The sequence below is a fragment of the Variovorax atrisoli 110B genome, assembly GCF_000382045.1.
Taxonomy (GTDB): Bacteria; Pseudomonadota; Gammaproteobacteria; order Burkholderiales; family Burkholderiaceae_C; genus Variovorax; species Variovorax atrisoli.
Window position 1 is genome coordinate 94,465 of sequence record NZ_KB907458.1, and the last position, 12,646, is coordinate 107,110.

At 70.1% G+C, this 12,646-nt stretch carries 11 protein-coding genes; 4 read left to right on the plus strand and 7 right to left on the minus strand.

The features are described 5' to 3' along the window. Nucleotides 1–73: 73 nt before the first annotated feature. The 5 genes from G369_RS0123500 to G369_RS0123520 all read right to left on the minus strand — a co-directional run bounded on the left by G369_RS0123500 (nucleotide 74) and on the right by G369_RS0123520 (nucleotide 5,658). Nucleotides 74–616, minus strand: coding sequence for an Rrf2 family transcriptional regulator (locus G369_RS0123500; protein WP_019656494.1), 543 nt, complete (start codon nucleotides 614–616; stop codon nucleotides 74–76). 34 nt (nucleotides 617–650) lie between these two features. Continuing rightward, nucleotides 651–1,349, minus strand: a complete 699-nt coding sequence (locus G369_RS0123505; protein ID WP_019656495.1) for a Bax inhibitor-1/YccA family protein — start codon at nucleotides 1,347–1,349, stop codon at nucleotides 651–653. A 190-nt stretch (nucleotides 1,350–1,539) separates the two neighbouring features. Further along, a complete protein-coding gene (locus G369_RS0123510) occupies nucleotides 1,540–1,968 on the minus strand; it encodes a hypothetical protein (RefSeq protein ID WP_244164373.1) in 429 nt (142 codons plus the stop codon). 84 nt (nucleotides 1,969–2,052) lie between these two features. Beyond that, nucleotides 2,053–4,272 carry a YccS family putative transporter gene (gene yccS / locus G369_RS0123515; RefSeq protein ID WP_020723230.1) on the minus strand — a complete coding sequence of 740 codons (2,220 nt, stop codon included), beginning with the start codon at nucleotides 4,270–4,272 and terminating at the stop codon, nucleotides 2,053–2,055. Between the two features lie 63 nt (nucleotides 4,273–4,335). Then, on the minus strand, nucleotides 4,336–5,658 hold the full coding sequence (locus tag G369_RS0123520) for an NUDIX hydrolase (protein WP_019656498.1): 1,323 nt from the start codon (nucleotides 5,656–5,658) through the stop codon (nucleotides 4,336–4,338). Nucleotides 5,659–5,797: 139 nt separating this feature from the next. On the opposite strand from G369_RS0123520, the gene G369_RS0123525 reads away from it, so the two are divergent. After that, entirely contained in the window at nucleotides 5,798–7,015 is a 1,218-nt protein-coding gene (locus G369_RS0123525; protein WP_019656499.1) for an acyl-CoA dehydrogenase family protein, read from the plus strand. A gap of 26 nt (nucleotides 7,016–7,041) precedes the next feature. Here G369_RS0123525 and G369_RS37375 read toward each other — a convergent pair whose 3' ends face one another. Beyond that, on the minus strand, nucleotides 7,042–8,370 hold the full coding sequence (locus tag G369_RS37375) for a PhzF family phenazine biosynthesis isomerase (RefSeq protein ID WP_157773772.1): 1,329 nt from the start codon (nucleotides 8,368–8,370) through the stop codon (nucleotides 7,042–7,044). Between the two features lie 2 nt (nucleotides 8,371–8,372). Then, complete coding sequence (locus G369_RS0123535; RefSeq protein ID WP_019656501.1) at nucleotides 8,373–9,362, minus strand: Bug family tripartite tricarboxylate transporter substrate binding protein; 990 nt, start codon at nucleotides 9,360–9,362, stop codon at nucleotides 8,373–8,375. 103 nt (nucleotides 9,363–9,465) lie between these two features. Between G369_RS0123535 and G369_RS37195 the strand changes: the two genes are divergently transcribed. The 3 genes from G369_RS37195 to G369_RS0123550 all read left to right on the plus strand — a co-directional run bounded on the left by G369_RS37195 (nucleotide 9,466) and on the right by G369_RS0123550 (nucleotide 12,632). Beyond that, a complete protein-coding gene (locus G369_RS37195; protein WP_019656502.1) occupies nucleotides 9,466–10,314 on the plus strand; it encodes an AraC family transcriptional regulator in 849 nt (282 codons plus the stop codon). A 270-nt stretch (nucleotides 10,315–10,584) separates the two neighbouring features. Next, a complete protein-coding gene (locus tag G369_RS0123545; protein WP_020723231.1) occupies nucleotides 10,585–11,268 on the plus strand; it encodes a response regulator transcription factor in 684 nt (227 codons plus the stop codon). After that, complete coding sequence (locus G369_RS0123550; protein WP_019656504.1) at nucleotides 11,265–12,632, plus strand: sensor histidine kinase; 1,368 nt, start codon at nucleotides 11,265–11,267, stop codon at nucleotides 12,630–12,632. The genes G369_RS0123545 and G369_RS0123550 overlap by 4 nt, the downstream gene beginning before the upstream one ends. Nucleotides 12,633–12,646: the final 14 nt, after the last annotated feature.

The following is a 12,646-nucleotide window of genomic DNA, read 5'->3' on the forward strand; positions in this document are numbered from 1 at the left end:
GAGCCCGCCGCCACGTCGATCCGTGGCGGCAGGCCCTGCCGCATGGGCCGGGCGGGCTGGCTGGCCTGGGGAGCTAGCTGGCGCTTTGCTGTCGCCGTCCCAGCGCGAACACCGAGTTCGGCGCATCGACGACGAAGGGCTTGCGCGTGACGGGCTGCCCGCTGGGCGAACGCCGCACTTCGCTGCGCACCGCGGCCTGCACGCCCTTGGCCTTCTGCTCGTCGACCAGGCTCTGCAGCGAGATCGAGCGGAGGAACTCGACCGCCCGCAGGTTCACGGTGGCCCAGAGCTCGTCGATCTCGCAGCGGCCGGCTTCGTCCGGCGCGTCGGCATCGCGCCGACGGGTGGTCTCGGCATCGTGTTCCTCGATCGACAGGACGATGTCGGCCACGGAAATCTCGGCCGCCTTGCGGCTGAGCGAATACCCGCCGCCGGGGCCGCGGGTCGATTCGACCAGGCTGGCGCGGCGCAGCTTGCCGAACAGCAGTTCGAGGTACGACAGCGACACGCGCTGGCGCAGGCTGATCGAGGCCAGCGTGACGGGGCCCGATCGCCCATGAAGGGCGATGTCGATCATCGCGGTGACCGCGAAGCGGCCTTTGGTGGTGAGACGCATGGGATGTTCCTTCCGTTTCTTCCTTCGTGGGGAATCACTCGTCCCGGCCGCCGGCGATGCCCAGCAGGGCCAGCAGCGACTGGAAGACGTTGTAGATGCTGAGATACACACCCAGCGTGGCGGAGATGTAGTTGGTCTCCAGGCCGTCCTTCACGCGCTTGAGGTCGTGCAGGATGAAGGCCGAGAAGATGCCGATGGCCAGCACCGACAGCGTCATCATCAGCGCGCTCGACTTGATGAAGAAGTTGGCGATGCCCGCCACCAGCAGCAGGATGGCGCCGATGAAGAGCCACTTGCCCATGGCGGACAGGTCGCGCTTGATCACCGACGACAGCGTGGCCATGCCGAAGAAGATCGCGCCGGTGCCGGCGAAGGCCGTCATCACCAGGCTGGCGCCGTTGGCCAGGCCGAGCACGGTGCCCACCAGGCGCGACAGCATCAGGCCCATGAAGAAGGTGAAGGCCAGCAGCACCGGCACGCCGGCGGCCGATTCCTTCGTCTTCTCGATGGCGTACATGAAGCCGAAGGCGCCGCCGAGGAAGACCATCAGGCCGATGCCCGGCGACATAGCGCGCGAGAAACCGGTGGAGACGCCGATCCAGGCGCCGAGCACGGTGGGCAGCATCGACAGCGCGAGCAGCCAGTAGGTGTTGCGCAGGACGCGGTTGCGCTCCTGCGGCGAAGCGATCGGCAGCTCGATGCTGTCGTGATAGGCGGTAGGGCTGTTGTTCATTTCCTGTTGTTCCTTGAAGCTGGACCGGCGCCGGGGGCGCGCAATGGATGGCGCGCGGGAAGGGCACAGGGCCGTGAATGTGAGAGAGCGAGTGGCAGCGGTGCGATGCGGGCGCCGCCAATGGCGGCCGTGCCGGATCGCAAGGGGGCGGGAGCCATGGCGGCCCCCGGTCGCGAAGGCCTTGGAGGGCCTAGGCGACGAAGGCAGCGGCGCGGGGTGGCCGCTTGGGTCGCGCCAGGAACGGCGAGACGATGGTGGTCAGGCCGAGTTTCGGCGGCTGTTCAGTGAAGCGCAGCAGCGCGGGCGCGCCGTTGCGGGCATCGACCAGCTCGGCGTGTTCGGAGCCGGCTTCGTCGAGGGAGAGGGTGTCGTCCGAGGAATTGTCGACATCGCCTGCGGCCGGGGCCTTCTGGGCTTCGGCGGGCGCTGGAATGTCGGAGGAGGCGGAGCGGTCGGACGTGTCCGGGAAGGCGACGCTAACGATCAGCGTCTGCGTGGCCTGGGCGGTCTGCGGTTCGCTGTGCGAATGGCCGACACCGAGCATGTTGTGCGCAAGCACGGCGAAGCCGTAGCAGGACAACATGATGGCAAGAACGGTAGCGGCAAACCAGCGGGACATGTAGGGGTATTTTACCTGCCGCGCGGGAGGGTGCCCGCAGCGGCGCTTTCAACCGACCTGATCGCACGGATGTTCACTCGCCCCTCAGGCCGGCGCGGTCGTGTTTTCGCTGCCTTCGGGCTGCAGCCATTCGCTCGCATGGGCGCGCAGGGCGTCTATCTGCAGCCAGATCAGACCGAGTTCGGTGTGGAAAGTTCGCGCATGCGGATCGCCGCGTTCGCCGCTGTCGGCCGCCGCCTGCGCCAGCGCTGCGCGCGCGGCGGCTTCCGATTCGATGCGGCCTGTTACATCCACCACGCCCTTTTCCAGCCCGGCCGCCAGCGCCTCCAGCGCCGCGATCGCCCCCTCGGCCGATGCATGCAGCACCGCCATCTGGGCCGAATCGGGCACTGCGGCACGGTGTGCGCCGAGCGCCGACAGATAGCTCAGCAGCGTGTGCGAGCGGATGAGGAAGCGCAGCGCCACCCCCGCGCGCGGCCGCACGTAGCCCGGCTCGCGGAACATGTCCGACACCGCGGTGGACAGCGCCGCGTCCGCGTTGTGGTCGTTGCGCCGCGCCAGTCGGTAGTCGAGGTGGTCGCGCGCGCCGGTGCGGTACTGGCCGACGATCTGCCGCAGGTAGCCCGCATGACCGCGCATGGCGGCCGCCGCCAGTTCGTTGATGCGGCGGGCCTGCCAGTGAGGCAGCACCAGCAGCACCGCCAGCCCGGCGATCGCGCTGCCGATGGCCGTGTCGACCAGCCGCGGCACCAGCAGCACGCCGCTGTCGCCGACCTGGTTGAAGCACATCAGCACCAGCAGCGTCATGGATGCGGTGGCCAGCAGGTAGCGCGTGGCGCGGGTCGCGAAGAACAGCACCCCGGCGATCACCGCGAGCACCGACTGCACCAGCGGCTGCGGAAAGAGCTGCAGCAGCGCCCAGCCCGCCACCACGCCGAGGGCTGTGCCGGCAATGCGCTGCCCCATGCGCGCGATGGTGTCGCCATACGTCTGCTGGCAGACGAAGAGCGTGGTCAGCAGGATCCAGTAGCCCTGCGCCGGATGGATGAGCTGCATCACCCCGTAGCCCGCCACCAGCGCGATCGACAGCCGCAGCGCATGCCGAAAGAGCGGCGATCGCACCGTGAGCTGGCGCCGCACGCGCTCGACGGCGTCGCGCCAGGAGCGCGGCGAGCGGTCGAACAGGCCCATCTCGGTACGACCCGCGCGCGCCGAGGGCTGGCTGGCCCCCGCGAGCTGTCCGTCGAGCAGCGCCAGATTGCGCGCCAGCGCCTCCACCGAGGCCAGCAGCGCCAGCCGTGCGGGCGTGCCGGCCCGCGCGCGCTCGTGCTCGATGGCGCTGCGCAGGTCGGCCAGCGCCTGCACGGTCTCCGTTCCCACCTCGAAGGGCTCGCGCCGCGCGATCGAATCGGCCAGACGCTGGCAGGCCAGCCCCTGCAGGCCCAGCACGCGCTGGCAGCGGTAGAGCAGGTCGCTGTGGAAGAAGGCGTCGGCCAGCGCGTTGTAGTCGTCGTGCGAGGAGCTGGCGCGCTCGTGCACGTCCTGCGCGATCAGGTACAGCCCCCGGTAGCGCGAGATGCGGCCAGTCGGCGCCCGCGCGCCGATGCGGCGGAAGATGCTCTCCTTGGCCGCGTTGAGCTCGGTCACCACCTCGGCGTTGAGCTGTGCGAGCGCGAGCCGCTTGCGCTCGATGTCGATGCCGCGCAGCGGCTCGAACAGCGACGCCTTGTAGCGCACATAGTTGCCCAGCACGGTGAATAGCGTCACCAGCCGCGCCTGCACCGGCTGTGCCGGAAAGGCCGCGCACCACAGCACCGAGAACACGCCGTACCAGGCCGCGCCGGCCACCAGCAGCAGGGGCTCGCGTCCGCGATGCACGACGCCGTGCTCGCCCATGTTCTCGATGCCCAGCGTGGCGTACATCGCGAGGATCAGCGTCGCATATGCGATCGCCTTGTAGCGCGCCTCCACCGCGCCGAGCATGGTGAGCCAGAAGGCCGCCAGCGCGAACCCGGCGATGAACAGCAGCGGCATGCCGAAGGCCGCCTCCACCGCGAAGGCGATGGCCGCGAAGCAGACGAGCGTGACCAGCTGCGCGCGCAGCCGGCCGCGCCAGCTGTCGTCGGTCTCGGCCAGCGCGCTGGCGATGGCGCCGAGGAAGAGGGGAATCACCGCATCGGTGTGGCCGGTCCAGGCGCAGCCCGCCATGAGACTGCCGAGGGTGAGAAGAATGCGCACGGGCTGCGCGCGCGATGCGAAGGACCGCAGCCGCTGGCGCAGCGCGTCGGGAGACAGGGGAAGCATGATGTGCCGATCTTGCACGATGCATGCCACGGCCGTGCGGCGCGATGAGGCGCTGCGCGGCGGTCAGCGCCGGCTGTGCAGGAAGCCTTGGCGCGGCGCGATCCAGCGAACCTGCTCTTCGCCGGCCGCGGGCGCATCGGAAGCGCCCGTGAACAGGGTCCCTTCCTCGACCAGCAGGAACCGGCGCGATTGCGCCTCGCCATCGCCCGGCAGCACGCGCAGCGTGGCGTCGCCGATGCGGATCTGTTCTCCAGGCGCCGGTGCCGCGGCGGAAGCATCGGGCCAGAGTTCGCGCAGGCCGTCTTCCGAAGGCGCCTGCGTCGACAGAAGCCATCGCACATGCCCCGGCGCCGCAGCGGCAAGCGCCTCGGCATGCGCGCGGCCTGCGGGCGATGCGTAGATCAGGGCGCAATCGCCGCCCGCCGTTCCCACGAAATAGCCGTGCACCAGCGTGCCCGATCCGTCGCCGGCTTCCCCGGTCACCCGGAGAACCCGTGCCGAAAGCCGCATCGCCAGCCCGGCCTCGTGCGCATAGCGCCCGCCGCCTTCGCCGTCCGGATCGACGAAGCCGACTTCCTCGTAAGAAGGCTCCTCCATGTTCACCGGCCGCCTTCCCTTCGGACCGTCCGCCAGCCGCGGCATCACGCGGGGAATGTGCTTGAGGTCGCGCGCATGCGCCATGAGCTCCTGCACGCTTTGGAATCGCGCGAGCTCCAGCAGGATGCGGCGCGTCACGTTCATCAGCTTGAGCCCGCGTGCCGGGTCGACCGCATCGGCGGGGCGCAGCCACATGTGCTCGACCGTCTCGCGCCCGTCGGGCCGAACGCTCTGCGCCTCGGGCATGGTGGCCAGGAAGAAGCGCGTGTCGAAGCGGCGCGGCATGCCCGGCGGCGTGAGCCAGTGCGAGAAGTACGCGAGCCGGTCGGCCGCGAGCTTCCAGCCGTGCTGCGCGCACAGCGAGAGCAGCGCGTCGGTGCCTTGTTCCGCCGCATGGCGCATCTCGGCGAGCTGGTCTGGAGGCAGGCCGTCGAGCGTCACTGGCCGTCCGGCGGAATCGGTCGCGAACAGCAGCCCGGCCTCCTCGAAGCATTCGCGGATCGCTGCCGCGTAGTAGTCGAGGCCGCCATCGGGCACTTCGAGCCGCTCGCTCGCGGCACGGTCGTCGAGGCCGCTGCAGCAGCCGTGCAGGCCGCGGTCGTGCGCGTCGATCACGCCGCCCGGGAACACGCTCGCGCCGCTGTTCTGGTCGTTGGCCTTCTCGGCCCGCCGCAGCATCAGCACCTCGAGGCCGGCGTTCGCGTCGCGCAGCACGATGAGGGTCGCGGCCATGCGCACGGGGCGCGGCGAGGCGGGAGAAGAAGAAGCGTCCGTGGGGCTGGCGGTCATGCCCGCATTGTCGCGCCGGCCGCTGCTGCGAAGGTGACAGCACGGGTGCTGCGCTGTCACCCGGAAGACCGTGCGAAACACGGCGTGCGACGTACCTTCAAGCCACACCTACACATCGACTCTTGCCGAAGGACGCACCATGCATTTCGAATTCACGCCCCGGGTGATCGCGCTGCGCGAGGAACTGCTCAGGTTCATGGACGAGCACGTCTACCCCAACGAGAAGCGCCATGAGGAGGAGCTGGCCGCCAATGCCCGCGCGGGCCGGCCGTATGCCGAGCTACCGATGATGGCCGGCCTCAAGGCCAAGGCGCGCGAGCGCGGGCTGTGGAACCTCTTCCTGCCCGAGTCGGAGCACGGCCCTGGCCTCAGCAACGTCGAGTACGCGCCGCTGTGCGAGATCATGGGCCGGCGCTACTGGTGCTCGGAGATCTTCAACTGCTCCGCGCCCGACACCGGCAACATGGAAGTGCTGGCGCGCTACGGCACCAAGGCGCAGCAGGAGCGCTGGCTCAAGCCGCTGCTGGCCGGCGAGATCCGCTCGTCCTTCGCGATGACCGAGCCCGAGGTGGCCTCCAGCGACGCCACCAACATCCGCTGCAGCATCCGCCGCGAGGGCGACGAGTACGTCATCAACGGCCGCAAGTGGTACATCACCGGCGCGATGAACGAGCGCTGCGAGATCTTCGTGCTCATGGGCAAGACCGACCCCGACAACGCCGATCGCCACAGGCAGCAGTCGATGATCCTGGTGCCGAAGAACACGCCCGGCGTGACCATCGTGCGCGACATGGCGCTGCTGGGCGTGTACGACCCGCCCTTCGGCCACCCGGAGATCGTGTTCGAGAACGTGCGCGTGCCGGTGGAGAACATCCTGCTGGGCGAAGGCCGCGGCTTCGAGATCGCACAGGGCCGCCTCGGGCCCGGCCGCATCCACCACTGCATGCGCGCCATCGGCATGGCCGAGGCCGCGCTGGAGATGATGTGCCGGCGCCTGGTGTCGCGCACCGCCTTCCACAAGCCGCTGTCGGAGCAGGGCGTGTGGCGCGAACGCATCGCCGAGTCGCGCATGCTCATCGAGCAGTCGCGCTGGATGGTGCTCAACGCTGCCTACCGCATGGACACCGTGGGCAACAAGGTCGCCGCGAAGGAGATCGCGATGATCAAGGTGCTCACGCCCAACAACTGCGTGAAGGTGATCGACTGGGCCATGCAGGCCTACGGCGCCATGGGCCTGAGCCAGGACACGCTGCTCACGAACTTCTACGCCTACGAGCGGCACCTGCGCGTGGCGGACGGTCCCGACGAGGTGCATCGCAACGCGATCGCGAAGCAGGAGCTGGCGGCGTACCAGTAAGCGCTGAGAAGGCCGCCGCACGCCGGTCAGTCGCGTACTTCCAGCGTCAACGACACCTCGGCCGCGCCGCCGCGCGGCAGCGACGCGACGCCGACGGTTGTGCGGGCCGGCAGCGGTGCCTCGGGAAAGACGTGCCGCAGCAGGTCCGAGGCCGCGTCCATCACCTTCGCGTGCTCCGCGAAATCGCTGCCTGTCTGGAGGTATCCGTTCAGCGCGACAGCGCGGGCGACGCGCGAGAGGCTGCCCAGCTCTTCCCGTGCGGCGCGCAGCAGAGCGGCCACTGCAGCCACCGCCGCGCGCTGGCCGCGCTCCACGTCGTCCGGCCCCCGCAGCGGCCCGGCGATGACTTCGCCGTTCTCGCGCCCGACGACGCCGCTGGAGTGCCACAGCCCGCCCGCCTTCGAGAAGGTGGCGTAGGTTCCGGAAGGGCTGGCTCGCGCCGCTTCCGGCGGGCAGAGCACGTCCAGGCGCAGATCCTCCGGCGGTTCCTCGCAGCACTCGCCGCCGACCCGGCAGCCTTCCTGCGCCATCGCTTCCGACGGCAAGCCGACATGGATGGCGGAAGGCGAGCCCATGGCTTCGCCCTGCCGCACCGTCACCGTGAGCGCATCCGTGCCCACCAGGCCCAGGTGGCGCAGGCCCCATGCGAGTGCCGCTGCGGCGATGCCCGTGGCCGCATCTTCGGGATAGCCGGAGGACTTGGGGAACTGCCGCGCGCTGACCGTGCAGACTTCGCCTTCCCCATCCGAAAGCGCGTACGGATACAGCCCGGTCGAGCCCAGCCGCTCGCACAGCGACTCGACGCGGGCGAAATCCACGCGCAAGCCGTGGAGCCGCGTCGTATCGGGCAGCCGCACCAGCGTCTTCACGCGGCTGGTCGCGGCGTTGAGCACGGGCCCGACGACGCTTGCCGCATCGATGCCCAGGCAACGTGCGATCTCCTCGACCAGCGCCCGCTGCCTCACTTCCTCCACCACCGCGCGAGGCTGGCTGATCTGTACCGTGCCGTCGACGCGGCGGCCGGTCACGGTGCCGCTCAGCGTCTCGATGGCGATGGGCGAGCCGTCCCATTCGCCGCGCCGGTGCAGCAGCCAGAGCGCGCCGACGGTGGCGTGGCCGCACATCTCCATTTCGTGGTTGGGCACGAAGTAGCGCATGCGCAGGGCGTGCGCGGGCGTTGCGGGCTTCAGCACGAAGACCGATTCATGGCCGCTGCGCCGCGTGTATTCCTGCATCTGCGCGGTGGAGAGCGCATCGGCATCGAGCCAGACCGGTGCGGGGTTGCCGCCGATCCTCGGGTCGGACCCCACGAAGACGCGGATGTTGTGGGCGTGCGGAGGGCGGGGTGTCGTCATCGTCATTCGGCCTTCGCATTCACCGAGCGCGCGATGCCGCCCCAGAGCTGGATGTCGCTGCGGATCTGTGCCTGGAACGCATCGGGCGTCACGGTCCACGGCGTCACGCCCTTGGACTGCATGTCGGCGCGCAGGCCTGCATCGCGCATGGCGGTGTCGAGCGCGGCGCGCAGGCGCTGCACCACTGGCTGCGGCGTCGCTGCGGGTGCCATCAGGCCGTACCAGAGCTGAGGCCTGAAACCCTTGATGCCGGCCTGCTCGAAGGTCGGCAGACCCTCGAATCCGGCCGAGGGCTCGCTGATCGCCAGCGCCCGCATGCGGCCGCCACGCACCTGCGCGAGCAGGGCAGGCGGGTTGTCGAACAGCGCCTGGATCTGGCCCGCCATCAGGTCGGCCTGCGCGGGCGCCGCGCCGCGGTAGGGCACATGGGTCATCTCGATGCCGGTGCGCTGCTTGAAGAGCTCGCCCGCCAGGTGGCTCAGGCTGCCGTTGCCGATGCTGCCGTAGTTGAGCGCCTGCGGATGGGCCTTGGCGTGGTCGACGAAGCCCTTCACGTCGCGCGCTGCGAGCGAGGGCGTCACCACCAGCACGAAGGGCGTGGTGCCGATGGTGCCGATGGGCACGAGGTCCTTGACCGGGTCGTAGGGCAGCTTGGGGTAGACGGCGTCGGCGGAGGCGATGGTCGAGGTGGTGGCGGCCACCAGTGTGTAGCCGTCGGGGTTCGCCTTCGCGCCGAAGCCGGTGCCCACGGTGCCGCCGGCGCCGGAGCGGTTGTCGATGATCACCGACACGCCGAGCGCGGCCTGCAGCCGCTGCTGCACCGAGCGGAAGATGACGTCGGTGCCGCCGCCGGCGGGGAAGGGTACGATGATCGTCACCGGCTTGGCCGGGTAGGCCGTTTCCGGAGCCGACCATGAGGCGGCAGGGCCGTACAGGAGGCCGGCGGCTGCCAGCCCGAGGAGCGCGCGGCGGCGCAGTGCTTGGGGTTTCATGTTTCTTGCTGGCGGGAGTGGTGTTTCCCGATTCTGTTGAGCGTGCGCGGACGCGCGCGGCCGATTGCGACATGCACGAGTTCAAATGCGACAAGGAGTGGCCATGCACCTGAACACCCCGACCCCGGCACTGGCCCCGATGCCGCGCCAGTCGCTGTTCGTCGAGCGCCTGTCGCACCACGCCACCATGGTCGCGAACGCCCGCGAGCGCTACGCCACCGACACGCACGTGCACGACTGCGACATGCTGTTCGTGCCGCTGGCGGGACGCTTCAGCGTCGGCGATGCGCAGGGCGGCGCGCAGACCCTGGGCCCCGGCCATTTCCTCTGGTTTGCGGCCGGCAGCGCGCATTCGACCACCACGCTCACGGCGGGGCAGACGCACATCGCGGTCTATGTGGACCCCGCGCTGTGGGCCACCGCGCTGCAGGCGCAGGGCGTTTCCGCTCCATCGCAGGGCATGCGCGCCGGCAGCACGGCGCTGCGTGCGCTGTCGCAGCGCATGTTCGAGTCGGCCAAGGCCGGCACCGCGGAGAACTATGCGCTGTGCGGCGCGCTCGTCATGGAAGCTGCAAGGCTCAGCGGCCAGCCGCTGTCGGACGGCGATCCCGCATCGGCCCTGCTGGTGGCAGAACTGCTGGCGGAAACCATCGAAGCCGATCTTTCCCGGCCGCTGATGCTGGAGGCCTTCGCGCAGCAGCACCGTGTTTCGCGCCGGCAGGTGGAGCGCGTCTTCCGCGCGAAATACGGCGTGTCGCCGCTGGCCTACCTGCAGCGCCGGCGCCTGGAGCGCGCGGAGTTCCTGCTGAGGAACACGCGCGACTCGGTGCTGTCCATCGCGCTGCAGGTGGGCTGGGAATCGGGCTCGTACCTGTCCCGGATGCTGGAGAAGACCTGGGCGAAGACCGCGACGCAGATCCGCGCCTCGGGGCCCCTCCAGGGCATGGACTGACCCAGGCCGACAACCATGCCGTCCAAGGATCGCCACGGCGGGCGCGTCCGAGCATGGCGGCCCAACATGGACAAACGGTAATGAAGCAGCCGCGCCTTCTCTGATCCAATGCCGGCTAGGATGGCCCCGGCGGCACCCGCGTGAACGTGACGGCGGGGCGCCGGCCGACTCCATCGCCATGAGCATCAGAACGCAGCTTCCTCGGAAACCCTCTCTTTCATCTGTCGCTCCGTACCGGGGCGCCGCACCGGCGTGCTAGGCAGCACCGCCATGTGGCGCTGCCTCATCGTCGAGGACGACGCCGACAACGCGCGCTACATCGCCGAAGGATTCCGCTCGCTCGGCCACGTGGCGGTGATCAGCCGTGACGGCACCGACGCGCTCGCGCGCGCCACCGGCGAGCAGTGGGACATCGTCATCCTCGACCGCATGCTGCCCAACGAGGTCGACGGCCTGTCGATCCTCTCGACCATGCGCGCGCTCGGCAGGAAAACGCCGGTGCTGGTGCTCAGCGCGCTGAACGCGCTCGACGAGCGCGTGCGCGGCCTCAAGGCCGGCGGCGACGACTACCTGGCCAAGCCTTTCGCCTTTTCGGAACTCGCGGCGCGCGCCGAAGCGCTGGTGCGGCGCTCGCGCACCGGGCCCGAGATCCGCATGCTGCAGGTGGCCGACCTCACGCTCGACCTCGCGCGCCGGCATGTGGAGCGCGGGGGCCGCGCCATCGCGCTGCAGCCGCGCGAGTTCCGCCTCCTGGCCTATCTCATGATGCATCCGGGCCAGGTGGTCACCCGCACCATGCTGCTGGAGGCGGTGTGGGACTACCAGTTCGACCCGCAGACCAACGTGATCGACGTGCAGGTCAGCCGGCTGCGCGGCAAGCTCGACGCGGGCGGCGCACCCACGCTGATCCACACCGTGCGCGGCGTGGGCTACACGCTGTCGGCGCCGCAATGACGGCGGCCCTGCGCCGGCTGTGGCGCTCGGTCGGCTTCCGGCTCGCCTTCTACTACGGGCTGCTGGTGGCGATCACCATGCTGGCGGCGCTGGCCATCGTCTACATGCAGACGGTGGGCGTGCTGCAGCAGCGCATGGTGCGGCAGGTGGCCGCGAGCATGCAGCAGCTGATGGTGCGCTACGACGCGCGCGGCGCCGACGGCGTGGCCGGCGAGATCTCGAACGCGCTCTCCGACGGACGCAACTCCGACAACGAGATCTACCTGCTGACCGACCGCGAAGGCAACAAGCTCGCGGGCAACCTCGACCAGATGCCCTCGCAGGCCCCCGATGCCGGCGACGGCGTGCACCGCCGCGTGGTGCGTTCGGGGCAGACCGTCATCGCCTACCTGGTGATGCGCTCGCTGCCCGACGGCGGCATGCTGGTGGTGGGGCACGACCTGCGCGACCAGGAGTCCATCGAGTCGCTGGTGGCCAGCGCGAGCGCGGCCGCGGGCATCGTGGCGGTGCTGCTGCTGATCGGCGGGACCTTCGTCTTCCGGCAGGAGCTGGAACGCAGCGTGGGTGCGGTGCGGCGCACGGCGGTGCGCATCGCTGCGGGCGAGCTGCAGGAGCGCGTGGAGCCTTCGGGCGAGGAGGACGAGTTCGCGCTGCTGGAGCACGACATCAACGCCATGCTCGACCGCATCCAGTCGCTGATGGACGGGGTGCGCCACGTCTCCAACACCATCGCGCACAACCTGCGTACGCCCCTCACGCGCGTGCTTGTGCGGCTGCGCGCCGTGGAGGCCGGACTCGATGCCGGCGACCCCCAGCGCGATGCGGTGAGCACCGCCATCCGCGAACTGGAAGAGCTGGCCGTGGTGTTCGAGAAGCTGCTGCAGATCGCCGAGGTGGAAGCCGGCGCGCGGCGGCAGCAGTTCGCGCCGGTGGCGCTGCACGTCATCGCCGACGACGTGGCGGAACTCTACGAGGCCGTGGCCGAGGTGCGGAGCATCGCGCTGCTGCGCGAGCCCGCCGACATGGCCGTCGCGCTGGGTGACCGCGACCTGCTGGCGGGCGCTGCCGCCAACCTTCTCGACAACGCGCTCAAGTACGCAGGCACCGGCGCCACGGTGCGCATCGGAACCCACACGGTGGACGGCAGGGCGCAGCTCTTCGTGCAGGACGACGGGCCCGGCATCCCGAGGACGGAGCACGAGCGCATCGGCGTGCGCTTCCACCGGCTCGACCGCAGCGTGCCGGGCCACGGCCTCGGCCTTGCGAGCGTGCTCGCCGTGGTGGCGCTGCATGGCGGGCGGCTCGACTTCGCGGACGCGAAGCCAGGGCTGCGCGCGTGCATCGACCTGCCGATGGCGGACTGAGACCGCAAGCATTG